This is a genomic window from Vogesella sp., assembly GCF_046297735.1.
Lineage (GTDB): Bacteria > Pseudomonadota > Gammaproteobacteria > Burkholderiales > Chromobacteriaceae > Vogesella > Vogesella urethralis.
The window spans coordinates 271,601-295,817 of record NZ_JBKBHK010000004.1 but is presented as its reverse complement, the minus strand read 5'-3'; the positions used below and the strand labels follow the sequence as shown (position 1 = coordinate 295,817).

Below are 24,217 nucleotides of genomic sequence, written 5' to 3'. Positions count from 1 at the left end.
CAAGAGCCTGTTTGCATTGCAAGCAGGCTTTTTATCTATCACAGGGTGCGGCCCCCGCCTTGTGCGCAGGTCACAACTATAGAATTTGAATGGGATTTTTAATGCCAATAGCGTAGACTAGCGAGTATCATCCTGGTATCGATAAATACCGGCCCGCGAGGCCTGATGTTCGCCCATGCGCTCACCGCTATTGCCATACTTGTTGTGCAGCTTGCTTTGCAGCACCAGCGCCGCTTTTGCACGCGACCTGGTGATTCCGCCAGCGCCACTTACTGCCACGCGCAGTATTCAGCCACAGATCATGTACCAGATAGACGACTCCGGTTCGATGATGTGGGACATCATGCCCGACAGCTATATGCCCAAGGGTAATGCCAGCGGTTATCTGTTTGCCCCTACCCGTAACAATACGGTATACGGTGGTGCCAACTACGCCTCGATAGGTAACTACTATCTGCCAGCGCAGAGCGGGCTCAATATCTACGAAGTCTTCCTGCGTTCCTCGCGCAACAACGCCGTTTATTACAATCCCAATCAGACATACAAACCGTGGGTGGATGCCGACGGCAACGTCTATGCCCCGTACAATGCGGCTGACAATCCGAAGCAAGCCAGCTTCAACCCGGCTTACCAGTGGGCCGACAAGATCGACCTCACCAGTTACCAGCAGCTACGGGCACGGTGGTATTACAAGAATGCCTTGCACGGCGAGGGCAATATTGGCTACTGCAGGTTTAACGATGACTGCAGGCAGACTCAGGCTGCTGAAGTCATCACGCAGCAAGGCTATTGGCCCATTACCTTCTATGTCTACAAAGGCAGCGGCTCGGCGCAAGACCGTAAAAACTATCATCGCTACCAGATCCGCAACGACAAAGCCTATGTCACCGATCTGGCCGAAGTGGACAGCAGGGGTGACGACAGCCGTAGGGAAAATGAGATCAGCCAGTTTCCGTGGGGCCGCAGCGTAGCGGAAGAGGCGCGTAACTTTGCCGTTTGGTTCCAGTATTACCGCTCACGCATCCTGGCGGCCAAAGCCAGCACGGCACTGGCTTTTGCCGAGCTGGGAACCGAGTACCTGGTGGGTTTTTCCACCATCAACGGGCGTAGTAGTGGCAGTTACCTGCCGGTACCGACCGAAGGTGGCTTCACCGGCACCAACCGGCAGTTGTTTTTCGATACCTTGCTCAATCTGTTTACCTACCAGAAAGGCACGCCCTTGCGTTCGGCGCTGCAGTGGTCTGGCGAGAATTTCAAGAACAACTACTGGAACGATGGTGTCAGTTGCCGACGCGCGTTCACCATCCTGACGACCGATGGTTACTGGAGTGCCGAAAACATCAACGTCGGTAATGTCGATAGCTTCGACAATGCCCCATACCCCGACACCTTGCACAACACGCTGGCGGACGTGGCAATGCGCTACTGGCGTTACGATCTGAAGCCAGACCTGACCAACAATATCCGCCCCAGCGCACAAAACCCGGCATATTGGCAGCACATGACCACCTTCAGCCTGTCGCTGGGTTTGAAAGGCACGCTGGACCCGGTAGCCGACTTGCCGTTGTTGGCCGCGGGCAGCAAAAGTTGGCCCGACCCGGGCCAGGCAGAGATACACAAGATCGATGACCTGTTACACGCTGCCGTCAATACCCGAGGCCGCTTTGTGGCTGCGGCCAACCCCGACGAGTTCCGCCAGGGTTTGTTGGACGCACTTAACGAAATTACCCAGATGTCCGGTTCGCAGGCCGCCGGTGGCATGAGCCAGCAGGTATACACCGACGGCGCCCTGTACTTTCAGGCTGGCTTTGATTCCGATAACTGGACCGGCAGCCTGCAGGCTTTCAAACTGGTGAAAAGTGGCAGCACCGTTACGGTGGGCGCACCACTATGGAATGCCGCTGATCGTCTGAGCAAAGGCAAAAACCGCATCATCCTGATGGGCGGCGGGGGCAGTGGCAATCAAGCGCGCCCGTTTACCTGGTCAGACCTGCAGGCGGCCAGGCTTACTACCAACCTGGACAGTAATCTGGTGAGTTACCTGCGTGGCAATGGTGACGGGGAAGGCCGCTATTACCGCATGCGTACCACCCTGCTGGGCGATATCGTCGGCTCGGCACCGGTGTATGTCGGCGCCCCCAGTGCCAAACTCAGCACGGCCAAGAACCGGCCAGCCATGGTGTATGTGGGCGCCAACGACGGCATGTTGCACGCCTTTGACGCCAATACTGGTGAAGAACGCTTTGCTTACATACCGTCTTCGCTACTGCCGCACCTCAAAAAGCTATCGGAAAAAACCTACCCGGAACAACACCGCTACTACGTTGATGGCCTCAATACCGTGGCCGAAGCTACCGGGCAAGACGACAACCGGCTGGCAACCTACCTGGCCGGTACCCTTGGCCGCGGTGGCGAGGCCATGTATCTGCTGGACATCACCCATCCCGACCTGGTGAGGGAAGACAGCAACGCAGCGGCCTCCCTGTTGCGCTGGGAGTTCGGTAGCCAGCATAGCGCACACATGGGCAAGCAGCACGGTCTGTCGCCGCAAATCCTGCGCCTGAATGACGGCAAAGACTACGTGCTGGCCCCGAATGGTTACAACAGCAAGCAAGGCAGCGCCTCGCTGTTCATTCTGCCGGTGCGCGGCGACATCAGCAGCTGGAGCGAAGGCAGCAATTACTGGCGGCTGCAGGCCGCCCCCGGTGGCGGGAACGGCCTTTCCGACATCACCCCGTACGATCTGGACAACAACGGCACCATCGATCTGGTGTATGCCGGCGACCGTCTGGGCAATCTTTGGCGGTTTGATTTGTCCGCCAAAACCCCGTCAGACTGGCAACAGCAAGCGCCCAGCCTGCTGTTTACGGCCATTGGCCCTAACGGCCAGCCCCAGCCGGTGATGGCCGCCCCGGTTGTCGCGCCGCATCCCGACTACCAAACCGTCACGCCCACCGCCCAACGCCCCGGCTTGATGGTGTACCTGGGTACCGGCCGCTATCTGGATAGCTGCGACCAAGCCGGCGGTAGCTGCAGCAATGAAGACCGGGTACAGTCCATTTACGGCCTGTGGGACTATGGTGGCCGCATCTGCCAGCGCAAGGAGCTACTACCCCAGTACCTGAGCAACGCGACCATCAGCGGCGCTAGCAGCGGCAGCTACCGCCAGGTAAGCGACAACAAGCTTGCCTATCCACCGCACAATGTCGAGCTGTCGCCATGCCTGGACAGCACAGGGCCAAGAACCGAGATGCTTACCAGGTTAAAAAATGGCAATGTTGACAAGCGCTACCCCTTCCCGGACTTTACAAAGCCGCAAGCCGAGCGCGATGCCAGTGGCGGCTATTGGCTGGGCTGGTATATCGATCTGCCGGCAGGCGGCGAGCGGGTAGTCAGTGCGCTGGACTATTACAAAAAACGCGTAGAGGTGCAGACCTACATCCCGGCAGCACAGTCGAAAAACGTGTGCGAGGTGGGCAAGGACAGTGGCTATCTGCTGCGCCTGAACTACCGTAACGGCGGCGTATTTGCCAAGCCGCGCTTTGATGATGAATTGCTGAAAGCCGCCTTGGGTAAACCGGGTAGCAGCGCCAGCCGAGTGGTAGGCAAGGCCACCGCCGGCTCACTGGGGCGCAGCCGCATCAAATCCGGTAACCGCTTCTCGCTGGTGTTGTCGCTGACCTCCGGTGGTACTGGCGGCGAGCTGGACGAAATGCTGGGCAGGGTAGTAACCCGGGTAAGCTGGCGCGAGATCGTGACCCCCTGAGCCAAGGTTGGCCGCAACCTGGCCACACTGCTACTAATGAAAAAGCCTGTTTGCAACGCAAACAGGCTTTTTCATCACACTCAGAGCAGCCACCGGTGCGAACCGGCGCTGTCCTCCGTGTTGGGCTTTAGCGTTTAGCTGCCGCCTTGGTGCTTACTCCGCCTGCGCGCTACCAGCGTCACCCTCGGCCTGACGGGCTTCGAATGCGGCACGCTTTTCCGCGTTGGCCGCAGTGCGGGCTTGGAACTCTGCAGTGCGGGCGGCTTTGGCGGCCAGCTTCTCGGCCTTTTCGGCGGCCTTGATCTGGGCCAGTTCGGCTTCGCGCAGTTCGCGGGCGGCGATGGCGGCTTCACGGGCGATGGCGCGTTCGGCTTCTTCAGCGGCTTCCATGGCGTCCACTTCTTCGCGGGTCATGCACGGGCTGGTTTTTTCGAACCAGGCGATGGACTCCACGTGGCCGGTGTGCGGGAACATGTTCACGATACCGGCCGCTTTCAGCGTGTAGCCCTTGGTGTGCACCAGTACGCCGGCGTCGCGGGCCAGCGTGGACGGGTTGCACGATACATAAACCAGGCGCTGCGGGGCGGTTTCTTCGGTGAAGGCCTTCACCAGCTGGATGGCGCCGTCACGCGGCGGGTCGATCAGCATCTTGTCGAACTTGCCCAGCGCGGCCAACGATTCTTCGGTGACGTCGAACAGGTTGGCCATCTCGTAGCTCACCTTGTCTTGCAGGCCGTTGTGGGTGGCGTTTTCCACCGCGCGTTTTACCAGCGCGTGGCTGCCTTCCATGCCGTGCACGGTGGCGCCGCTACGGGCGATGGGTAGGGTGAAGTTGCCGATGCCGCAGAACATGTCGGCGATGCGTTCGCCGGCTTGCGGGTCCAGCAGGCGCAGTGCGCGCGACACCATCACGTTGTTGATGTCGGGGTTCACCTGGGTGAACTCGGTGGGGTAGTACGGCATTTCCACGTCGAAGTCGCGCAGGCGGTAGGTGAGCTTGGGCGCGTCCAGCGGGTAGATTGGGTAACAGGTTTCCGGGCCTTTGGGCTGCAGCCATACCTGCAGCGGGCGGCCAGGCTGGCTGTGGGTGTCGGAAAACGCCTTCAGGATGGCGAAGTCGTTATCGGTGATGGCTTCCATATTGCGGAACACCAGGATGTCCACTTCGGCGCCCACAGCCACTTCCACCTGCGGCATGCGGTTGTTGATCGACAGCTTGATGATCATGTCACGCAGCGGGGTAATCAGCGCCGAGATGTGCTTGGGCAGGATGTGGCACTCGTTCATGTCGGCAATGAAACTGGAGCGCTTCTCGTGGAAGCCCACCAGTACGCCGCCTTTCTTTTCCACCAAGCGGGCAGACAGGCGGGCGCGGTGGCGGTAGCCCCAGGCCGGGCCGGCGATCGGGGTCATTACCACTTCCGGTTTGACGCGGCCGATGCGCGCCAGGTTGTCTTCCATCACGCGCTGCTTGATGGCGACCTGGGCGGTGAATTCCACGTGCTGCATCGAGCAGCCACCGCATACGCCGTAGTGCGGACAGGAGGGCTCGGTGCGCATGTAGCTGTCTTTCAACACTTCTACCGCTACAGCGTTCTCGTAGCTGGGTTTTTTGCGGAAGCTGCTGTAAGTAACTACTTCGTAAGGCAGTGCGCCTTCGATAAAAATGGTTTTGCCTTCGACGTGGGCAACACCACGTCCTTCATGGTCCAGGGATTCGATCTGGGCAATGTGTTGCTGTTGAGTCATTGTTTTTTAAAGTCAAAATGCGGTGGCAAAGACGGCAATTGTCGCAGAAACCACAGCAAAACGCACGGCACGCCGGCGCTGTTACGGCATTGCAACAAATGGTGCGTCATCTGCTACCATCGCCCCAATGCAACCTGTACGAATGACCAAATTGACGATGAGAGCCAGCCTTGTCCTGCTTCCCCTGTTGTGCAGCCCAGCTTTGGCCGCGACGCCGGAGCCGGATGTCGAGATTTCGCCGGTAGGCCAGCACCTGGTGGTGAACCTGCCGCAAACCCGCGTGTTGCTGTATCAGGACGGGGTGCTGCTGCGCAGCTACCCGGTGGCGGTGGGCAAGCAGATTACCCGTACCCCGACCGGCAGCTACAGCATTAGCGGTATTTATCGAGACCCGACATGGCACGTGCCCAAGTCTATCCAGGCCGAGATGGCCAAGAAAGGGCAGCCGGTAAAAACCGAGGTACCGCCGGGGCCGGACAACCCGCTGGGCAAGGTGTTCATTCGTTTTGGCGAGCCGCGTCTGGGGCTGGGTTTTCATGGCACTAATCAGCCCGGCAGCGTGCCTGGTGTACGCAGCCACGGCTGCGTACGGCTAAAGAACGAAAACGCGCTGGCGCTGGCCGACTGGGTTAACCCGGGTGCGCAGGTGACGATCGCTTATCAGCCCCTGCTATTGAACGAAGATGAGGCCGGCGAGTTGTGGCTGACGGCCTATCGTGACATCTACGGCATGAAAGACCCGTCTTATCGTCATCTGGCCAATACCCTGCTGCAGTGGCAGACCGACAGTGGCAAAGTGTTGTATGGCAAACGGGTGGATATGGCCATTCGCGAGCGTACCGGCAGACCGGTATGTCTGTCGTGCAAGGATGCCGAGCGTGCCACCATCACCGGCGCGCTCAGTAGCAAGCGCTGGCTGAGTGTGGACAGCCCGGCTGACAACCAGGAAGCCACGGTCCCGGTAGATGGCCGCAGTATGCAAACCCGCTCGCCAGTACAGCCCAGTTGAGCTTGTCTAGCAGCTGACTAAGCCCGTCCACGTGACGGGCTTTTTGCTGCCTGGCTATGCCGTGCGGGAGTTATGGTGCTGTTTGACGGTAGTCATGCCATTGCTGGCTGCTGGGGCTGATACTGCAATAAATACTGCTAATAAAACCGGCGCGCCAACGCCACCGTTTATTGCATAGCCTTGGTTAGCTGCGAACGGTGAGCCAACCCTGCACCGGGCAAATAGGGCATTGCCCGGGCCACAGCCATAGAGCACACCACCATGAACTTGCATGAGTACCTGATTGCCGCTCACCGTCGTTGTCGCCTGTTGCTGGGTGAAGTACGTCACCAGGTGGATGGGGATGCTTGGGTAACGGCGCAGCAACAGTGTCGGGCCCTCTGCGTTGAAATGGACGGTCATTTTACCGACGAGGAACAAATCCTCTACCCGCTGTTTGAGCAGGCTACCGCGATGCCGCGTGGTCCTACCGAGATCATGCGTTACGAGCACGACCAGATGCGCGAGCTGATGGAGGCAATGTATCAGGCCATCAGCCAGCAGCAGCGCCAGCGTTTCGACGAGCTGGCAGATAGTTTGCAGCAGTTGCTGCAGCAGCATAACGTGAAGGAAGAAAGCATCCTGTATCCGTTTTGCCAGCCGGGGCCGGCTGCCATGATGGCTTTACTGGCAGACAAACCGTCTGATCCGGCTTAGGGCATGCTGATGCTGTACTTGATGCCATAGCGCTTGGCTGGCGGTGGCAATGCGCGACCAGCCGGGCGCAGCAAGGCAAACGCTGACGGCGCCATGCTTAGCAGGCAGCCAGTTTGCGCCGTGCTTGCGCCAGGTCCCAGTCGCCTTGCAGGTCCAGCCAGAAGCGCGGCGGCAGGCCGAACAGCCGCGACAGCCGCAGCGCGGTATCCGGCGTAATGCTGCGGTGGCCCTGGATGATTTCGTTCAGGCGCCGCCGCGATAGCCCCAGCTGGCTGGCGGCGTCGGTTTGCGTCAGCCCGGCCGGGCGCAGAAAACGGCTGTACAGAAAGCGGCCGGGGGCGATAGGGGTTCGGGTGTTCAGGGGGTGACGTGCCATGCGGCCAACCTCTAGAAAAAATGGCCGGGGTCGCCCCCGGCCCAAACTTACCCACACACTCTTACTAAAATTGTCCGGCGATGGTGTCGTGTGCCATCGCCGCCTGACGGGTACTAATCCTTGAACATGCGGAAGCCGCTGATCATGGTCGAGACCATGCTCTGCTTGGACATGATGTCCTCGCGGATGGCGGCGTACACGTGGATCATCACGAACAGCAAAATGGCCCACATGCCCAGCCGGTGCCAGCTGTGTACGTCCAGGCTGTTGCCGAATGCCACGATCACCCAGTTAAAAGCGGTATGTGCCCAGCTACCCTCGCCGGTGCCTTCGCCGTACAGCGCAAAGCCGGTGGCGCACATGAACAGCGTGGCCCAGATGAAGCTGGCCATCGCAATCTGCCCCACCGGGTTATGGCCGATGTACTTCTTCGGGTAGCGCTCGATAAACAGGTACCAGCGGATTTCAAAGAAAAATTCCTGCCACCAGGCCTTGTCCCATACCGGCACCAGAATGATCTCGCGGGCGTGGTGGTTGCCCACGATCGCCCAGTACAGCCGGCCCACCAGCCCCACTGCCAGCACGTAGCCGGCGGCAAAGTGGGCAAAGCGGATATAGCCCATCACGTACTGGTAGGTGGCCTCGCCCGGCACGCTGGGTAGCGGCTTGCCGATAAAATAGCCAGTGAGCGACAAGATGATGATGCACAGCACCGTCACCCAGTGCCATAGCCGCACCGGCGCTTCGTACACGTAAACCGACGTTACCTTGCGGCCCAGCCCCTGCGGGGCGTTGCCGTCAAAACCATAGCTTTTCATCGCTTGCTCCTGCTCTGAAAGAACCGGTAGCGCCGTGGCGGGGGAGTGCAGCCCCCGCCACGGGCCATGCCGGCGATCCGGCCGCCGCCGGGGTGTGCGGTGGCGGCAGCCGGGTCTGGGGACGACAGGTTGGCCGCATGCGGCCAACCGCTCGCGCCTAGCGCACCTGTACCTTTACCAGCTCGCCGCCGTCGTCGCCGATGACGTGGGTAGAGCAGGCCAGGCAGGGGTCGAAGCTGTGCAGCGTGCGCAGGATCTCCAGCGGCTGGTCCGGCACCGCCATCTTGGTGCCCATCAGCGACGCCTCGTAGGCGCCGATCTGGCCCTTGTCGTCGCGCGGGCCGGCGTTCCAGGTGGTGGGCACCACGCACTGGTAGCTGTCGATCTTGGTGTTCTCGATCTTCAGCCAGTGGCCCAACGCGCCGCGCGGCGCCTCGGTAAAGCCCACGCCTTTTACCGATGCCGGCCAGGTGGCCGGGTCCCATTTTTCGACGTTGGCGGTGGCGGTGTCACCGTTCTTGATGTTGGCGATCAGCTGGTCGTAGAAGCTGGCCATTTGGCGCGCGGCCCATACCGACTCCAGCGCGCGGGCGGCGGTGCGACCGTTGGTGGAGAACATCACCTCCAGCGGTGCGTTGAAGTGCTTCAGCAGCGCGTCTACCGGCTCTTTGAACTCTGGCTTGTTCTGGTGGTAGCCGATCAGGTAGCGTGCCAGCGGGCCCACTTCCATGGCGTGGCCTTTCCAGCGCGGCGATTTGATCCACGAGTACTTGGCCGACTCGTCCAGCGACTCGATGCGTGTCTTGGTGCCTTTATGGTTCGGCCCCAGCTCGAATTTGGGCTCGGTGATGCCATCGAACGGGTGCAGGCCTTTCTTGTCGTCGCCGTAGCTGTACCAGCTGTGGGTGACGAATTCCTGGATTTCGTCCGGCGCGTACAGATCCACCGGGTGGATCTCGCTGAACTTGCCGTTGATGATGGCGCCACGCGGCAGCAGCAGGTTGGCTTCGCTAAAGTCGTTGGCGCGCGCCGGGAAGTCACCGTACGACAGCACGCTCTGGCTGGCCAGGCCGCCGCCGATCTTGAACCACTCCGGGTAGAAGCCGGCAATGGCGATCACGTCCGGCACGTACACCTGCTCGCAGAACTCGATGGTGCGGTCGATCACCTGTTTCACCAGGTTCAGCCGCTCCATGTTCACGGCGCCTACCGCGCCGGTGTCGTCCACGTTGATGGCGCACGGCATGCCGCCCACCAGCCAGTTCGGGTGCGGGTTCTTGCCGCCGAAGATGGTGTGGATCTTGACGATTTCCTTCTGGAAATCCAGCGCCTCCAGGTAGTGCGCCACCGCCATCAGGTTGGCTTCCGGCGGCAGTTTCATCGCCGGGTGGCCCCAGTAACCATTGCGGAACGGGCCCAGCTGGCCGCTTTCTACAAAGCGTTTCAGCCGCGACTGCAGGTCGCGGAAGTAACCGGGGCTGGACAGCGGCCAACTGGAGATGCTTTGCGCCAGCTCGCTGGTTTTCTTGGGGTCGGCTTTCAGCGCCGAAATAACATCCACCCAGTCCAGTGCGTGCAGATGGTAGTAGTGCACCAGGTGGTCGTGCACGTACAGCGCGGCCTGCATCATGTTGCGGATCAGGTTGGCGTTTTCGGGGATATTGATCTTCAGCGCGTCTTCCACTGCGCGCACCGAGGTCAGCGCGTGGGTGCCGGTGCACACGCCGCAGATGCGCTCCACGAAGGCCCAGGCGTCGCGCGGGTCGCGGCCTTTCAGGATCACCTCCAGCCCGCGCCACATGGTGCCGGTGGATACCGCGTTGGTAATCACGTTATTGCTGTCGAGGTTCACCTCGCAGCGCAGGTGGCCTTCAATGCGGGTAACCGGGTCTACCACCACGCGGCGGCCGCTGTTGTCCAGGGTAAAGCCTTGGGTCTGGTAGGCCATTACACGTTCTCCTTGTTCTTGTTCTGGGTGTCGTCAAGCGGCTTCAGGTCCTGCTTTTTCAGTACTGTGCTCTTGATGGCGCTTACCGCCGCGTGGGCGGCAATGGCGGCACCCACGCCGCCGGCCACGGTCAGGCCGATCTGGTCGGCGTTGGCCTCGATGCCGAATTGCGGAATGCTGGTGACGCGGTCGTAGAACGAGCCCTTGTCCCAGAAGCCGTCCTCCGAACAACCGATACAGCCGTGGCCGCTTTGTACCGGCCAGCTCACGCCGCCGTTCCAGCGCACGGTGGAGCAGGCGTTGTAGGTGGTGGGGCCCTTGCAGCCCACCTTGTACAGGCAGTAGCCCTTGCGTGCGCCTTCGTCGTCCCAGCTTTCCACGAACTGGCCGGCGTCGAAGTGCGGCCGGCGGTAGCATTTGTCGTGAATGCGCTGGCCGTAGAACATCTTGGGCCGGCCCTGGCGGTCCAGCTCCGGAATGCGGTCGAAGGTCACCATGTAGGTGATGACGGCGGCCATTACTTCCGGGATGGGCGGGCAGCCCGGCACCTTGATGATGGGCTTGTCCAGAATCACCTGGTGTACCGGCGTGGCGCGGGTGGGGTTGGGCTTGGCCGCTTGCACGCAGCCCCAGCTGGCACAGGAGCCCCAGGCGATCAGTGCCTTGGCGTCGGCCGATACGCGCTTCAGTTTTTCCACGAACGGCTCGCCGCCGGGGAAGCAGAACATGCCGTCTTCGTTCAGCGGCGGGTTGCCCTCGATGGCCACGATGTACTCGCCTTTGTGCTTGGCCATGATCTCTTCAAGGATGGCTTCGGCCTGGTGGCCGGCAGCGGCCATGATGGTGTCGTCGTAGTCCAGCGAGATCAGCGACAGGATGGCGTCCTTCGCCAGCGGGTGCGCCGAACGGATGAACGACTCGGTGCAACAGGTACATTCCAGCCCGTGCAGCCAGATCACCGGCGTGCGCGGTTTGGTTTCCAGCGCCTGGGCGATGCGCGGCACAAACGCCGAGCCCAGGCCCATCGAGGTGGCGGTGAGGCTGCAGAACTTCAGAAAGCTGCGGCGGGTAACACCCTGGCGCCGCATGGCCTGGTAGAAAGTCTCCATCGTGGTCTCTGCCTTATTCTGTTTTGTAGGGGGGTGGTAACAACATGGGTGGCGCCCTGTTACAAGAAGCGTGCCAGCTTGGCGGGGTGGGCAAGTGCTTGTTATGTAACGATTTTGTGGCGTGCCGAGTGGCGGGGTGGTAAGCGGCTTTGCAGTGGGTGCGGCCAACTGGTTGCCGGCTGTGCGGCGGGTGTGCTGGCGGGCAGGCAAAAAAATACCGGGCCGGCACAGGGGGGAGCCGGCCCGGTTGTTGTATGCGGTACAACCAGGTTTGGATGGAGGAGTGCGAGCGGCAATACCACTCGTGCAGCGCTCGCCGGGCAAGCGCTGCGCGCGGTGTACTGGCAGTTCCGGGTAGATAAGCCTATGCCGGCCGTTTTCAAGCCCGGCCGGCAACAGAATTACAGGCTGGACGCCAACAGCCAGGCGCCGCAGGCGGCAATGGCGGCACCGCCGGCACGCAGCCACAGGCTGGCGCGCGCCAGCACCGTGTTGCCGGCCAGCAAGCCGGCGCCGTGCAGCGTGGCGGTAGCCAGCACGAAACCGGCCATATAGCTGGCCAGGCTGCCGGCCGGGGCTTCGGCGCCGTGGGCGTGGCCGTGTACCAGCGCAAAGGCGGCAATCAGCGGCAAGCCGACGCTGGCCGGCACGCGGCTACCGGCGGCCACCATCAGGCCCAGCACCAGTACCGACAGCGCAATGCCCGGCTCTACCGCCGGCAGCGCCCCGCCGCCGGCACCCAGCAGGCAACCGGCCAGCATGGCCAGCACGAAGGTGGCCGGTGCCGCCAGACGCAGCTTGCCCGGCTGGCTGGCGGCCCACAGGCCGACGGCTACCATGGCCAGCAGATGGTCCAGCCCGCCTACCGGGTGTGCCATGCCGGTTAGCAGGTTGAAAGTATCGTTGTGGCCGGTGTGGGCCAGCGCGGGCAGGGCAGCGGCGCCCAGGGCGACGGCCAGCAGGCTGCGGGTGGGGGTCATCGGTGTCTCCGGTAGGTTGTCTTGTACCGCACGCGGCGGCTGGAGCTAGCCGCTTGCAGGAAACATGCCAGTTTGCCGCCGGCAGCGGCAAGTGGCTGATTCTTCAAGGGATGACGGCTGGCTGTAACGGGGGCGGTTACAGCGGCTGGCAAGCAGCTTTGCACTCTGGCCCGCCGGCTGGCAGCCGGCTTTGCTGGCGGGTGTCATCGCGCTGTCACGCCAGGGCGCTACAGTGGCAGCCGTTCTTCAGGTTTTGTCCCGATGCGTTTCTGCCTTGTGCGGCCTGCCATGCAGGCCGTTTTCTTTTGTTATGCCTGCGGTGGCAGCGGGCAGGCCAGCCCCAGCAAGACGCCGTCCTGGCGTACCACCTGAAAGCCCTCGCGCACATAGAAAGCAACCGCCCGGCTATCGTAGAAGGTACGCAGCCGCAGCTCGCGCCGCCCGGCGGCTTGCTGCCGTAGCCAGCCCAGCGCCTGCGCACCCAGGCCATGGCCTTGCCACGCGGGCAGCAGGTGCAGCTCGGCCACATAAACGGCGCCGGTTTCCAGCCGGTAGCCGATGATGCCGACGCGCGCGTCGCCCAATTGCAGCCAATGGAAGCGGGTGTCGGCGGCGCGCAGCCGGAAGGCGGCACTGTCCCAGGCCAGCTGGTGGCGCTGGTAGTGCTCGGCCATCGCGTTGCGGACAAGGCTTTCGATGGCAGTCAGGTCGTCGCTGCCGGCGGGCGGGAAGGTGAGTGATACGGGCATGGGGGTGGCGCCAGGGTTGGCCGCAATGGCAATAAAAACCGTCACGGTGATGTCATGTTGTGCATTTACAGTGCTGCCGAACAACAGCTTTGGCTGTTGCTGCTCTCCTTATCATCCTGGTCCTGATGCTGTAGACCCGCCCGCGCCAGCGGGCATTTTTTTTGCACGGGCTTTGATCTGGCAACTTGGCACACGGTTTGCCAGTGGTTATGTTAACGTGATTTTTCAGCCAAACAGAGGGAACGCCTGATGAATGCTGCCAAACGTATCAAGAAGCTGATGGATGCCGGCGCCGACCCGCATCAACTGGAAACCCTGAAGCACCTGGTACTGGCCCTGCAGCTGAAGCAGCCGTACGAGCTGCACCGCCTGTACGACATCGATTACCCGTTTTTCCAGATTGCCATGCAACTGCTGGAAGACTGGCGCCTGGGGCACCATATCGATGCCCGCAGCAAGCTGATGGAGCGCCTGTTTGGGGAGTACCCCGAGCTGATGCTGCCCAGCGAAGCCGAGCTGCACCCGGCCGCCACCGCGCCGGCTGTCGAGCCTGCAGCCGCACCGGTTGCCGCCCCGGCCACCGAGCCAGTAGCAGAAGCCGCCGTCACGGCAGAGAAACCGGCCGCCAAGCGCAGCCGCAGCAAGAAAGCCGCTGCCAAGCCGGCTAGCGAATAAGCGCCCTGCCATCCCCAAACGCCCCTGCATGCCCAGCGCCAGGGGCGTTTGTCATGCAGCCGGCAGCGTTAGCGTAAAGCAGGCACCGCCCTCAGCCAGGTTGGCCGCAGACAGCGTACCGCCGTGCTGTTCCACGATGCCGTAGCTGATCGACAAGCCCAGGCCGGTGCCTTTGCCCACCGGCTTGGTGGTAAAGAACGGGTCGAAGATGCGCGCCAGGTTGGCCGCCGCAATACCGGGGCCGTTGTCGGCCACGCTCAGCGCCACCCGGCCCTGCTCGCAGGCCAGCGTCAGCGTCAGCGCCGGGGCGGCTTGCGCTTCCACCGCGTCGTAGGCGTTCTGGATCAGGTTCACCAGCACTTGCTGCAGCTGGTTGGCGGAGCCGGTGACCCACTGTGCGTCGTCCAGCCCGTGGCAGTGCACGTTGACGCGGTGCGGCGCCGCCTGGCCCACCCAGTGCAGCGCGCGCTGCACCGCCTCGGCCAGGTTTACGCGCTGGCGGGTGTCGGTTTCGATGGCAGAAAAACGTTTCAGCGCGTCCACAATGGCGCTGCTGCGTTGCGCGCCTTCCATCAGCCCGTCCAGCAGCGACGGCAGGTCGGCCAGCAGGCGGTCGATCTTCAGCTGCTGGCGCAGCGCGGCGGCGTCGGGGTTGGCCGCGTGCACGGCGGCCAGGTACTGCTGCAGCTTGGCGGCGTAGCGCTGCATGGCGTGGGTGTTGCCGACGATGAAGCTGATCGGGTTGTTCAGCTCGTGCGCCACGCCGGCCACCAGCCGCCCCAGCGACGCCATCTTTTCGGCCTGCACCAGCTGCGCCTGCGCCGCCTTCAGTGCCTCGTGCGCCTGTTTCAGCTCGGCGTAGGCTTTCTTCAGTTCACCCACCGGGCGCCCCACGGCCACAAACCCGCTGTAGCGGCGTTCGCCGTCGTACAACGCGCTGACGTTCCAGGTGACGGGTATCGCCTCGCCGTTATGGGCGATCAGCGCGATTTCGATATCGCTACCCTCGGCGTTGCCGGCGGCCAACCGTTGCAGCAGCAGCTCGCGCTCGGCCTCGCCCGGCACCAGGTCGGTGAGCTTGCAGGCGGTGAGCAGGCTTTCGCTCAGCCCGGTTAGCGACACCATGGCGCGGTTCACCTGCCGTACCTGGCCCAGCGTGTCGCACACCACCATCACGTCGGTCATGGCTTCCAGCACGCCCTCGGTAAAGCGGTGCGCGTCGGCCAGCTCGCGGTGTTTGGCTTCCAGTGTTTCCTGCGATTGCACCAGCTCGGTGTACACCTGGTCCATGCGGCGTATCACGTCGATCCAGGCTTCTTCGGCCAGCTCGCCACCCAGACGGGTGGCTTCGGCGCTGCTGCTGAGTTTGTCGGGCATGGCTTTGCTCGTTTCTCTGTCTATCAGCTTGTTCTGTGAGCCGTGTGAATAGGGCCGGAGGGTGGACGGACGATAGTGAATCCGCGCTGCGGATGGTGATCAACATAGCCGGTTCCGCCCGGCGGACGGGGTACTTTCTTTTGCGTCGCCAAAAGAAAGTACCCAAAGAAAAGGCGACCCGGGGCTGCTCGAAACCCCGCGCCAAACGGCCCGCCCCAGGCGCCGCCGAACTCGCCCCTTGCTAACGGCGCGGGGCTCAAACAAATCGGCGTCTTAAAACCTGGGGCAAACCGTTTTGCCCGGCTCGCGCCAACGGGATGGGGCACGTGGCTAAGGTGTCTGTATTCGCTCATGGGGTAAAACCTGTCCTACTGCACCGTGCACACCTGGCACGGGTCGAAGCTGCGCACGATGTGCTGCACTGCCAGCGCCTGCGCGTCGTCGGCCACGGTGCCCAGCAGGGCGGCTTCCAGCGGGCCGGGCTGGCCGTCGCTGTCGCGCGGCGAGAAGTTCCAGGTGGTGGGGGCGATGATCTGGTAGCGCTGGATGCGGCTGCCGTCCAGCGTGACCCAATGGCCCAGCATGCCGCGTGCCGCTTCGGTCAGGCCTTCGCCACGGGCGTACAGCGGGTGCGCCGGCAGCGCAGTCTGGAACGGCGCGTCCAGCTCGATGGCGGCCAGCCACGCCTGCATCTGCAGCACCAGCAGCGCCATTTCGCGCACCCGGGCCAGTACGCGGGTGTACACGCTGCTGCCTTGCGCCTGCACCAGCGTGGTGGTCAGCCGGTCGCGGCGCAGCAGGGCGCGGGCGATGGCGCCGGTTTGCGCCGGCTGCCCGGCCAGACGCGGCGCCTTGCTCCAGCTGTAGGCGTCGGCTTTGTCCGGTACCGGCAGCGTGTCGTCGTCAAACGGGTGGGTGGGGCCGTAGTCCACCAGCCAGGCGTGGCGGCTGTGTTCGCGGATCTGCGCGGTATCCAGCACGTCAAGGCGGCCCTGCCGCCACACGCCGGCGGGCGCCCATGCGCTGCTGCCTTCGCCTTCCAGATAGGCCGGGCCGGCCAGCAGCGGTGCGTCGCAACGTCCCAGCGTGGCCAGGCCAAGGCTGTCGGCCAGCAGCAGAAAGCGCGCCAGGTCGGCCTGCGGCTGGTGGCCCACGTAGTCGGCCAGCGCCGCCGGGCTGTCCCAGGCGGCTACCTCTTGCAGCGGCACGCCGTAGGTGTGCTGTTCCAGAAAGCGGCGGAAGGCGGCCAGCCATTGCCCCAGCCGCACGCGTTCGGCGGCGCTGACGGTGCGGCTGACGCCGCCGGGCTGGATCACCATGGTGTGCGGCCAGTGCCCGGCCAGCGTGCCCATGAAGCGCATCAGCGTGGCGCGTGCGGCCAACATCGGCGCGTGGGCGCTGCCTTCCACTGCCTTGAAACGGGCGCGGATGTCGGCGTGCCAGCTATGGCCGGCGTAGGCGTCGCGGGCGAAGTCCGGCATGAAAAACAGGTAGAAGTGTGACAGGTGGTCGGCCACGTTTTCCACGGCGTGGATCAGGTTGGTGACGCGCTCGCCGTTGGCCGGTGGCGTCACGTGGTACAGCTGCGCCAGCGCGCGCGCGGCGGCCACCGACTGCGACACCGAGCAGATGCCGCAGATGCGCGGCACGATGGCCAGCGCGTCCATCGCCTGGCGGCCCACCAGAATGCGTTCGAAGCCGCGAAACAGCCCGCTGGTGGCTTCGGCGGCGGCTACCTTGCCGTTTTGCAGTTCCAGCGTCAGCGTCAGGTCGCCTTCCACACGGCCCAGCGGGCCCAGTATGCGTCGTGTCATGGGGTGTTTTTCTTGGGAAGCGAGGGCGGCATGGTCATGCGGTCCAGCGTGGCGTTGACCTTCACCCGCGTCGGCGTGGCCGACTTGGACAGCGTGGACAGCGCCACGAACCAGGCCTTGGGCATGTCGGTGGGCAGGCCCACCGGGAAGCCGGCAATCTTGGGCGTGTCGAAAAACGCGTGGCCGGGGTCGGCAAAGTCGGGTGCGGTGCAGTTGATGCACGGGTAGCCGCCGGTGAGGCAGGAGCCTTCGCCGTTCCACGGCCGGATGTTGCAGTCGGCGTGCGCCTGCGTGCCCTTGCAGCCGACAAACTCCATCAGGCAGCCTTGCTGGCCGGGCGCCTCGGCGCTGGCCTTGAATTCGTAAAACTCGTTCTTGTCGCAGCCGTGGTGTACCAGCTTGTCGGCGTAGAAGCGTGGCCGGCCCAGCGGGTCCAGGTCGCTGGCGGCCAGCGCGTCGGCGGCCAGCAGCGCCAGCGTTTCCAGCACCCAGCCCGGGTGGGTGGGGCAGCCGCTGATGTTGACGACCGGCAGGCCGCTGCTGCCGGCAAAACCCTCGCCCAGTAGGCCGCCCGGCTGGCTGCCCTGCCACGCCAGGCCGGTGGCGCCGGTGAGGTTGTCGCCGGCGGCGGTAATGCCGCCGTAAGCGGCGCAGGTGCCCACTGCCACTACGTAGCGGGCGCGGGTGGCCAGCGCGGCGATCTGCCGGTAATACGGCTGGTGTTCGCTACCACTGATGTGGAAGCGGCCGTCCGCCCCCAGCATCACCGAGCCTTCCAGGCACAGGATGTCGATGCCGTCTGCGGCCAACCCCGCCAGCAGCGGTGCCACCTCGTCGCCGCTGGCTTCGGTCAGCGACGGGTGATAGGCCAGGCGGATGCCGCTATCGGCCAGTGCGGTAAAGAAGTCGGGGCTTTCCGCGCACAGCGCCGACAGCGTACAGCCGCCGCAGCCGCCGCTTTGCAGCCAGACCAGGGTTTTGCTCGTCATGTCATTCCAGCCCGTAGCGCGTCAGCTTGCTGCGCAGGCCTACCCGCGACAGGCCCAGCTCTTCTGCCGCGCGGGTCTTGTTCCAGCGCTGGCGGGTGAGGGTTTCTTTCAGGATGCGCTTCTCCAGCGCCTCCAGCCGCGTTTTGAGGTCGCCCTCGATGCCGGCCAGAAACGCCAGCTCGGCCACCTGTTCTTCGGCAGCGGCCTGCAGCACCTCGGGTGACAGCAGCTCGGCGCCCAGCGCGTCGCCGTCGGCCAGCACCAGCATGCGGTTCAGCTCGTTGCGCAGCTGGCGCACATTGCCCGGCCAGCGGTACAGCCGCAGCGCGTCCTGCGCGTCGGCCAGCAGCGTCAGGCCGGGGCGCTGGTAGTGGCGGCGCGCTTCGTCCAGCAGTTTTTCGGCAATCAGCGGAATATCGGCCGGCCGTTCGCGTAGCGGCGGCACGGTGACGGCAAACGCCGACAGCCGGTAGTACAGGTCTTCGCGGAAGCGCCCCTCGCGCACCAGCTCGGCCAGCTTGCGGTTGGTGGCCGACACCACGCGCACGTCCACCTTCAGCGGGCGCGGGCTGCCCACCGGGCGGATTTCGCCTTCCTGCAGCACGCGCAGCAGTTTGGCCTGGAAGGCGGGCGAGGTTTCGCCGATTTCATCCAGAAAGATGGTGCCGCCGTCAGCCTGCTGGAACAGACCGATGTGGTCCTGATAGGCGCCGGTAAAGGCGCCGCGCTTGTGGCCGAACAGCTCGCTCTCCAGCAGCTGCTCCGGCATGGCGGCGCAGTTTTCCACTACGAAGGGGCGGTCGCGACGGTGGCTGGCGTAGTGCAGCGCCCGCGCCAGCAGCTCTTTGCCGACGCCGGATTCGCCCTCGATCAGCACCGCAATGTCGAAGCCGGCCACGCGCTCCAGCAGTTCGCACACTTTGTCCAGCGGGCTGCCGGCGGCGCGGGTGATGTTGGCCATCGCGTTACGGGCCTTCAGCTCGCGGCGCTTGCCATCCACCCGGCCTTGCAGCCACGGCGCCGAGGTTTTCAGCTCCACGTTCAACAGTTCGTTGTCCTGCTGCAGGCGGAACAGCTCGGCGGCGCCCTGTACGGTCAGCAGCAGGCTTTCCGGGTGCCAGGGTTTCAGCAGGTACTGGTAGATGCCGGCTTCGTTGACGGCGGCGATGATGTCGGCGTTGTCGGTGTAGCCGGACAGGATGATGCGCACCACCTGCGGGTGGCGCTCGCGCACGCGGCGCAGCAGCGCCACGCCGGTCATGTCCGGCATGCGCTGGTCGGTGACAATCACCTGGATGAATTCGCTTTCCAGGATGGCCAGCGCCTCGTCGGCACTGCTGGCGGTAAACAGCGTGAAGTCATCTTCCAGCGTGCGTTGCAGCGCTTCCAGCGAGCGGATTTCATCGTCCACCAGCAAAACGGTAGCTTGGGGGCTCATGGCGTGTCTTTCTGTAGCATGGGCGTATTGTAGCGGGGCCTAGCAAATGCGCGGCAGCATCTCGCCAGCCAGCCAGTCCAGCAGGCGCTCGCCGCCAAACGGCGTGCGCACGCGCACGAAGTGGTGCGGGTCGGCCACCACCTGGCCGATGTTGGCCGCATGGCGCCCCAGCGGGTGCGCCCGCAGCGCGGCCAGCGCGGCGTCGGCTTCGGCGGCGGGGCAGACGGCAATCAGCTTGCCCTCGTTGGCCACGTACAGCGGGTCCAGGCCCAGGAACTCGCAGGCGGCGCGCACCGCCGGTTGCAGCGGAATGGCGTCTTCCTGCAGCTGCATGCCCACGCCGGACTGGCGGGCGATCTCGTTCAGCGTGGTGGCCAGGCCGCCACGGGTGGGGTCGCGCATCAGGCGCAGGCCGGGGCTGGCCGCCATCAGCGCCGCCGCCAGCGTGTGCAGCGCGGCACTGTCGGACACGATGGGGCTGGCAAAGCCCAGGTTTTCGCGCTGGCTCATCACCGCCATGCCGTGCTCGCCCAGCGTGCCGGATACCAGAATCGCATCGCCCGGCCGCGCCTGGCTGCCGCACAGCTGTACGCCGTCGGCCACCACGCCAATGCCGGTGGTGCTGATGTACACGCCGTCGCCATGGCCGCGTTCCACCACCTTGGTGTCGCCGGTCACGATACGCACGCCGGCGTCCCGGGCGGCGGCGGCCATGCTGTCCACGATGCGCTTCAGGTCGGCCAGCGGCAGGCCTTCTTCCAGGATAAAGCCGGCGCTCAGGTACAGCGGCGTGGCGCCGCCCATGGCCAGGTCGTTCACCGTGCCGTGCACCGCCAGGCTGCCGATGTCGCCGCCGGGGAAAAACAGCGGCGAGATCACGTGGCTGTCGGTGGCGATGGCCAGGCGGCCGCCGGGCGGCGGCAGGATGGCCTGGTCGTTACCCTGCGCCAGGTAGTCGTTGCGAAAGGCCGGGGCGAACAGCTCGTCTACCAGCTGCGCCATGGCGCGGCCGCCGCTGCCGTGGGTCATGTCGATGCGGCCGTGGGCCAGGTCCAGCTTGCGGGGGTAGTGGCTCATGCCGGTTGCTCCTGCGGCGCGGTAAAGCGGCCGTAGTGGTAGTGGGCGGCGCAGGCGCCTTCGCTGGACACCATGCACGAACCCAGCGGGTTGTCGGGGGTACAGACAATGCCGAACACCTTGCAGTCCTGCGGCTGCTTTTGCCCGCGCAGGATGGCGGCGCACTCGCAGGCGCGGTGGTCCGGCACGTGGCGGTAGGGCAGGCCAAAGCGCAGCTCGGCGTCGAAGTCGGCGTAGTCGGGGTGGATGGCCAGCGCCGACTGCGGCACCTGGCCCAGGCCGCGCCATTCAAAGGTTGGCCGCAGCACCAGCGTTTCGGCCACCACGGCGCGGGCGGTGGCGTTGCCGTCGGTGGTAACGGCGCGGGTGAACTGGGTGGCCACGCCGGCCTCGCCACGGTTGATGCGCTCTACCAGCATCAGCACCGATTGCAGCACGTCCAGCGGCTCGAAACCGGCAATTACCACCGGCTTGGCGTAGGCGTCGGCCACCGCCTGGTACGGCGCGCTGCCGATCACGGTGCTGACGTGCGACGGGCCGATGAAGCCGTCCAGCTGCACCGCGTCGCCGGCAGCCAGCAGGTGCTGCATGGCAGGCGGGGTCAGCACGTGGTTGCAGAACACGCTGAAGTTGCGCAGCCCTTCGGCGCGGGCGGCTTTCAGTGCCAGCGCGGTGGGCGGGGTGGTGGTTTCAAAGCCGATGGCAAAGAACACCACCTGCCGCGCCGGGTTGTCGCGGGCGATCTGTAGCGCGTCGGCGGTGGAGTACACCATGCGCACGTCGCCGCCCAGCGCCCGCGCCTTGTACAGGCTGAGCTTGTTGCTGGCCGGTACCCGCAGGCAGTCGCCGTAGCTACAGACAATGGCGCCGTGCTGCAGCGCCAGCTCGATGGCGGAGTCGATACGACCGATCGGCAGCACGCACACCGGGCAGCCGGGGCCGTGGATCAGCTGCACCGCCGCTGGCAGCAGGCCGGTGAGGCCGTAGCGGGCAATGGCGTGGGTGTGGCCGCCGCAAAACTCCATCAGCCGGTAGTGGCGGCCGGGCTGTACCGCTTCGGCAATGCGGGCGGCCAGGCCGCGCGCCACGTCGCCGCAGCGGAATTCGTCTACGTATTTCATGGCTGGCCCTCCTGCGGCAGCGCGGCCAGCTCGTGCATCAGCGCCAGCGTTTTTTCGGCTTCGGCGGCGTCCAGCCGGCCGATGGCGTAACCCACGTGCAGGATCACGTAATCGCCGGGCTGCACGCCCGGCACCAGGGCGATGGATACGTCGCGCATCACGCCGTCCACCTCGACACGGGCGCTATCGCCCGCCAGTAGCTCTGTCACTTTCACCGGCATGGCCAGGCACATGGGTCAGTCTCCTTGTTGGCCAGTATCTGCCGTGCTACCCAGGCCTGGCCCACGGCCAGACCGCCGTCGCCGGCCGGCAAGGCCTGCGGGTGGTAGACGGCCAGTCCGGCCTGTTGTAATCGCGGTAGCAGCGCGGCCAGCAAGGTGCGGTTGGCAAAACAGCCGCCGCCCAGTGCCACCGTGCCGAGGTGGTGTTGTTGCGCGGCAGCCAGTACCCAGCTGGCCAGCGCCGCCGCCAGCGTGGCGTGCCACAGGCTGGCGAGGGCGGCGGCGTCGGGCTGGGCCAGCAGCTGCCGTAGCAGCGGCGCCAACTGCAACACGTTGGCCGCATCGGTATGCCAAGCCTCGGCCAGCGGCGCGCAGGGCTGCGCCAGCGCTTGCAGCCGCTGCGGCGCTTCGCCTTCGTAGCCTTGCTGCAGGCACACGCCGGCCAGTGCGGCGACCAGGTCGAAATAGCGGCCCATGCTGCTGCTGTACGGGGTGTTGATGCCGCGTGCCAGCTGCTGCTGTAGCAGCGGCCACGCCGGCTGGTGGCCAAAGCGGCGTTCGGCCTCGCTCGCCAAGCCTTGTTGTAGCAGCCAGGCGGCGGCCACGCGCCACGGTTCGCGCGCGGCGGTGTCGCCGCCGGGCAGCGCCAGCGGTGCCAGGTGGCCGATGCGCTGGCTGTGCGCGCCGTCTACCCGCAGCAGCTCGCCGCCCCAGGCGCCGCCGTCGTCGCCGACGCCGTGGCCGTCCAGCGCCAGGCCCAGTACCGGGCCGTGCAGCTGGTGTTCGGCGCACACGGCGCCGATGTGGGCGTGGTGGTGGCTAATGCGCAGCAGCGGCACCTTGGCCGCCGCGGCCAACTGCGCCGCCAGCTGGCTGGCAAAGTGCTCGCCGTTGTCGCAGGCGATGGCCTGAGGCGTGTGGCCGGCGTGCAGCTGCAGCGCGGCGATGGCGTGCTCCAGCGCCACGCAGGCGGCCGGGTGCGCCAGGTCGCCGACGTGGGCGCCAGGCAGCGCCGCGTTGCCGTATAGCAGCGCCGGCGCGTTTTTCAGGTAGCTGCCGGTGGCCAGCACGGTGGCGCCGTCGGCAGCCAGCGGTAGCACGTCCGGCACGTAGCCACGGCTGCGGCGCAGCGTGGCGCTGCCCAGCGCATCGACGCGCAGCACGCTGTCGTCGCTGCGAGCGTGGATGGCGCGATCGTGCAGCAAAAAGCCGTCGGCAATGCCGGCCAGCGCGGCGAGCGCTTCGTCGTTACTAATGGCCACCGGTGCGCCGCTGGCGTTGCCGCTGGTCATCACCAGCAGCATGGCTTGGGCGTTATCCAGCCAGCCGGTGCCGGCCGGGCGGCCGGCGGCCTCGTGCCACAGCAGCAGGTGCAGCGGCGTGGGCGGCAGCAGCACGCCCAGCTCGGCCAGGCCCGGCGCCAGCGCGTCCGGCAGAGGCGCGTCACCGCGCGGCAGCAGCACGATGGGGCGCGCCGGGCTGGCCAGTAGCGTGGCAGCGGCGGCATCCAGCTGCACCACGCCGTGCAGGCTGGCCAGGTTGGCCGCCATCAGCGCCAGCGGCTTGGCCGGGCGGTGCTTGCGCTGGCGCAGTCGGGCGATGGCGGCGGCGTTGCGCGCGTCGCAGGCCAGATGAAAGCCACCGCTGCTTTTTATCGCCACGATGCCGCCGCCTTGCAGCGTGGCCAGCGCCAGTGCCAGCGGGTCGCCGGCTTGCGGCGTACCCTCCGCGCCCAGGTAGTGCAGCTGCGGGCCGCAGGCCGGGCAGCAGGTGGGTTCGGCGTGAAAGCGGCGGCTGGCCGGCTGCTGGTAGTCGGCGTCGCAGGCCGCGCACAGCGCAAAGCCGGCCAGCGTGGTGGCGCTGCGGTCGTAGGGCAGGGCGCGGGTGACGCTGTAGCGCGGGCCGCACTGCGTGCAGTTGATGAAGGCGTGGCGCCAGTGGCGGCCAGCTGGCTGGCACAGCTCGGCCAGGCAAGCGGCGCACGGCGCGCTGTCGGCCGGTAGCCGCACCTGCGCCGTGTGGCCGCTGCTGGCAGCGATGACGAAATCCTGCCCGCCTTGTGGCGGCAGCGCGTGGCTGGTGAGGCTATCCACCTGCGCCTGCGGCGGCAGGCCGGCCAGCAGCTGCACGGCAAAGGCGTCCAGCTGCGCAGGCGGGCCTTCCACCTCGATCACCACCCCGCTGGCGTGGTTGGCCACGTGGCCGGCCAGCCCCAGCTTGCTGGCTACGCGCCACACGTGCGGGCGAAAGCCCACGCCTTGCACGCGGCCACGGGCGGTGAGGCAACGGCGTTGCAGCGTCATGC

The 24,217-nt window shown here is 65.1% G+C and carries 19 protein-coding genes; 4 read left to right on the top strand and 15 right to left on the bottom strand.

Annotated features, from left to right (window positions below; translation table 11 throughout):
* Window positions 1-301: 301 nt before the first annotated feature.
* A complete protein-coding gene (locus tag ACK4FZ_RS07335) occupies window positions 302-3,766 on the top strand; it encodes a pilus assembly protein (protein WP_409819369.1) in 3,465 nt (1,154 codons plus the stop codon).
* Between the two features lie 153 nt (window positions 3,767-3,919).
* Here ACK4FZ_RS07335 and rlmD read toward each other — a convergent pair whose 3' ends face one another.
* A complete protein-coding gene (gene rlmD / locus ACK4FZ_RS07330; RefSeq protein ID WP_409819366.1) occupies window positions 3,920-5,515 on the bottom strand; it encodes a 23S rRNA (uracil(1939)-C(5))-methyltransferase RlmD in 1,596 nt (531 codons plus the stop codon).
* A 202-nt stretch (window positions 5,516-5,717) separates the two neighbouring features.
* On the opposite strand from rlmD, the gene ACK4FZ_RS07325 reads away from it, so the two are divergent.
* Window positions 5,718-6,524 carry a L,D-transpeptidase gene (locus ACK4FZ_RS07325; protein WP_409819363.1) on the top strand — a complete coding sequence of 269 codons (807 nt, stop codon included), beginning with the start codon at window positions 5,718-5,720 and terminating at the stop codon, window positions 6,522-6,524.
* Window positions 6,525-6,785: 261 nt separating this feature from the next.
* A complete protein-coding gene (locus ACK4FZ_RS07320; protein WP_409819360.1) occupies window positions 6,786-7,220 on the top strand; it encodes a hemerythrin domain-containing protein in 435 nt (144 codons plus the stop codon).
* A 97-nt stretch (window positions 7,221-7,317) separates the two neighbouring features.
* Here ACK4FZ_RS07320 and ACK4FZ_RS07315 read toward each other — a convergent pair whose 3' ends face one another.
* From ACK4FZ_RS07315 to ACK4FZ_RS07290, 6 genes are all read right to left on the bottom strand, one after another.
* Window positions 7,318-7,596, bottom strand: a complete 279-nt coding sequence (locus ACK4FZ_RS07315; RefSeq protein WP_409819358.1) for a HigA family addiction module antitoxin — start codon at window positions 7,594-7,596, stop codon at window positions 7,318-7,320.
* A gap of 113 nt (window positions 7,597-7,709) precedes the next feature.
* The gene (gene cybH, locus ACK4FZ_RS07310; RefSeq protein WP_409819355.1) at window positions 7,710-8,414 is read right to left on the bottom strand and encodes a Ni/Fe-hydrogenase, b-type cytochrome subunit; all 705 of its coding nucleotides are present in this window, start codon (window positions 8,412-8,414) and stop codon (window positions 7,710-7,712) included.
* A 157-nt stretch (window positions 8,415-8,571) separates the two neighbouring features.
* Window positions 8,572-10,362 (bottom strand): nickel-dependent hydrogenase large subunit, encoded by a 1,791-nt coding sequence (locus ACK4FZ_RS07305; protein ID WP_409819352.1) that lies wholly within the window; start codon window positions 10,360-10,362, stop codon window positions 8,572-8,574.
* Window positions 10,362-11,471, bottom strand: coding sequence for a hydrogenase small subunit (locus ACK4FZ_RS07300; protein WP_144372874.1), 1,110 nt, complete (start codon window positions 11,469-11,471; stop codon window positions 10,362-10,364). Before ACK4FZ_RS07300 ends, ACK4FZ_RS07305 begins: the two co-directional genes overlap by 1 nt.
* Before the next feature lie 401 nt (window positions 11,472-11,872).
* Complete coding sequence (locus ACK4FZ_RS07295) at window positions 11,873-12,451, bottom strand: HupE/UreJ family protein (RefSeq protein ID WP_409819348.1); 579 nt, start codon at window positions 12,449-12,451, stop codon at window positions 11,873-11,875.
* A gap of 308 nt (window positions 12,452-12,759) precedes the next feature.
* The gene (locus ACK4FZ_RS07290) at window positions 12,760-13,200 is read right to left on the bottom strand and encodes a GNAT family N-acetyltransferase (protein WP_409819345.1); all 441 of its coding nucleotides are present in this window, start codon (window positions 13,198-13,200) and stop codon (window positions 12,760-12,762) included.
* Window positions 13,201-13,449: 249 nt separating this feature from the next.
* Here ACK4FZ_RS07290 and ACK4FZ_RS07285 point away from each other — a divergent pair, with 249 nt between their 5' ends.
* The gene (locus tag ACK4FZ_RS07285; protein ID WP_409819342.1) at window positions 13,450-13,875 is read left to right on the top strand and encodes a hypothetical protein; all 426 of its coding nucleotides are present in this window, start codon (window positions 13,450-13,452) and stop codon (window positions 13,873-13,875) included.
* 51 nt (window positions 13,876-13,926) lie between these two features.
* On the opposite strand, the gene ACK4FZ_RS07280 is transcribed toward ACK4FZ_RS07285, so the two are convergent.
* The 8 genes from ACK4FZ_RS07280 to hypF all read right to left on the bottom strand — a co-directional run bounded on the left by ACK4FZ_RS07280 (window position 13,927) and on the right by hypF (window position 24,215).
* Window positions 13,927-15,252, bottom strand: coding sequence for a sensor histidine kinase (locus ACK4FZ_RS07280; protein WP_409819339.1), 1,326 nt, complete (start codon window positions 15,250-15,252; stop codon window positions 13,927-13,929).
* A 368-nt stretch (window positions 15,253-15,620) separates the two neighbouring features.
* Window positions 15,621-17,066 carry a nickel-dependent hydrogenase large subunit gene (locus ACK4FZ_RS07275; RefSeq protein WP_409819336.1) on the bottom strand — a complete coding sequence of 482 codons (1,446 nt, stop codon included), beginning with the start codon at window positions 17,064-17,066 and terminating at the stop codon, window positions 15,621-15,623.
* Window positions 17,063-18,055 (bottom strand): hypothetical protein, encoded by a 993-nt coding sequence (locus ACK4FZ_RS07270; RefSeq protein WP_409819333.1) that lies wholly within the window; start codon window positions 18,053-18,055, stop codon window positions 17,063-17,065. The genes ACK4FZ_RS07275 and ACK4FZ_RS07270 overlap by 4 nt, the downstream gene beginning before the upstream one ends.
* 1 nt (window position 18,056) lies before the next feature.
* Window positions 18,057-19,493, bottom strand: coding sequence for a sigma-54-dependent transcriptional regulator (locus ACK4FZ_RS07265; RefSeq protein ID WP_144372867.1), 1,437 nt, complete (start codon window positions 19,491-19,493; stop codon window positions 18,057-18,059).
* A 39-nt stretch (window positions 19,494-19,532) separates the two neighbouring features.
* Window positions 19,533-20,570 (bottom strand): hydrogenase expression/formation protein HypE, encoded by a 1,038-nt coding sequence (gene hypE, locus ACK4FZ_RS07260; RefSeq protein ID WP_017508547.1) that lies wholly within the window; start codon window positions 20,568-20,570, stop codon window positions 19,533-19,535.
* A complete protein-coding gene (gene hypD / locus ACK4FZ_RS07255) occupies window positions 20,567-21,691 on the bottom strand; it encodes a hydrogenase formation protein HypD (RefSeq protein ID WP_409819329.1) in 1,125 nt (374 codons plus the stop codon). The genes hypE and hypD overlap by 4 nt, the downstream gene beginning before the upstream one ends.
* Entirely contained in the window at window positions 21,688-21,924 is a 237-nt protein-coding gene (locus ACK4FZ_RS07250) for a HypC/HybG/HupF family hydrogenase formation chaperone (RefSeq protein WP_409819326.1), read from the bottom strand. The genes hypD and ACK4FZ_RS07250 overlap by 4 nt, the downstream gene beginning before the upstream one ends.
* On the bottom strand, window positions 21,903-24,215 hold the full coding sequence (gene hypF / locus ACK4FZ_RS07245) for a carbamoyltransferase HypF (RefSeq protein WP_409819323.1): 2,313 nt from the start codon (window positions 24,213-24,215) through the stop codon (window positions 21,903-21,905). The genes ACK4FZ_RS07250 and hypF overlap by 22 nt, the downstream gene beginning before the upstream one ends.
* Window positions 24,216-24,217: the final 2 nt, after the last annotated feature.

Bases quoted from the DNA above. Each gene is read 5' to 3' on its own strand.
- ACK4FZ_RS07300 (WP_144372874.1), bottom strand. From the start codon at position 11,471: ATGGAGACTTTCTACCAGGCCATGCGGCGCCAGGGTGTTACCCGCCGC.
- ACK4FZ_RS07305 (WP_409819352.1), bottom strand. From the start codon at position 10,362: ATGGCCTACCAGACCCAAGGCTTTACCCTGGACAACAGCGGCCGCCGC.
- ACK4FZ_RS07335 (WP_409819369.1), top strand. From the start codon at position 302: ATGTACCAGATAGACGACTCCGGTTCGATGATGTGGGACATCATGCCC.
- hypD (WP_409819329.1), bottom strand. From the start codon at position 21,691: ATGAAATACGTAGACGAATTCCGCTGCGGCGACGTGGCGCGCGGCCTG.
- cybH (WP_409819355.1), bottom strand. From the start codon at position 8,414: ATGAAAAGCTATGGTTTTGACGGCAACGCCCCGCAGGGGCTGGGCCGC.
- rlmD (WP_409819366.1), bottom strand. From the start codon at position 5,515: ATGACTCAACAGCAACACATTGCCCAGATCGAATCCCTGGACCATGAA.
- ACK4FZ_RS07275 (WP_409819336.1), bottom strand. From the start codon at position 17,066: ATGACACGACGCATACTGGGCCCGCTGGGCCGTGTGGAAGGCGACCTG.
- ACK4FZ_RS07250 (WP_409819326.1), bottom strand. From the start codon at position 21,924: ATGTGCCTGGCCATGCCGGTGAAAGTGACAGAGCTACTGGCGGGCGAT.
- hypE (WP_017508547.1), bottom strand. From the start codon at position 20,570: ATGAGCCACTACCCCCGCAAGCTGGACCTGGCCCACGGCCGCATCGAC.
- ACK4FZ_RS07270 (WP_409819333.1), bottom strand. From the start codon at position 18,055: ATGACGAGCAAAACCCTGGTCTGGCTGCAAAGCGGCGGCTGCGGCGGC.
- ACK4FZ_RS07315 (WP_409819358.1), bottom strand. From the start codon at position 7,596: ATGGCACGTCACCCCCTGAACACCCGAACCCCTATCGCCCCCGGCCGC.
- ACK4FZ_RS07280 (WP_409819339.1), bottom strand. From the start codon at position 15,252: ATGCCCGACAAACTCAGCAGCAGCGCCGAAGCCACCCGTCTGGGTGGC.
- ACK4FZ_RS07320 (WP_409819360.1), top strand. From the start codon at position 6,786: ATGAACTTGCATGAGTACCTGATTGCCGCTCACCGTCGTTGTCGCCTG.
- ACK4FZ_RS07295 (WP_409819348.1), bottom strand. From the start codon at position 12,451: ATGACCCCCACCCGCAGCCTGCTGGCCGTCGCCCTGGGCGCCGCTGCC.
- ACK4FZ_RS07285 (WP_409819342.1), top strand. From the start codon at position 13,450: ATGAATGCTGCCAAACGTATCAAGAAGCTGATGGATGCCGGCGCCGAC.
- hypF (WP_409819323.1), bottom strand. From the start codon at position 24,215: ATGACGCTGCAACGCCGTTGCCTCACCGCCCGTGGCCGCGTGCAAGGC.
- ACK4FZ_RS07290 (WP_409819345.1), bottom strand. From the start codon at position 13,200: ATGCCCGTATCACTCACCTTCCCGCCCGCCGGCAGCGACGACCTGACT.
- ACK4FZ_RS07265 (WP_144372867.1), bottom strand. From the start codon at position 19,493: ATGAGCCCCCAAGCTACCGTTTTGCTGGTGGACGATGAAATCCGCTCG.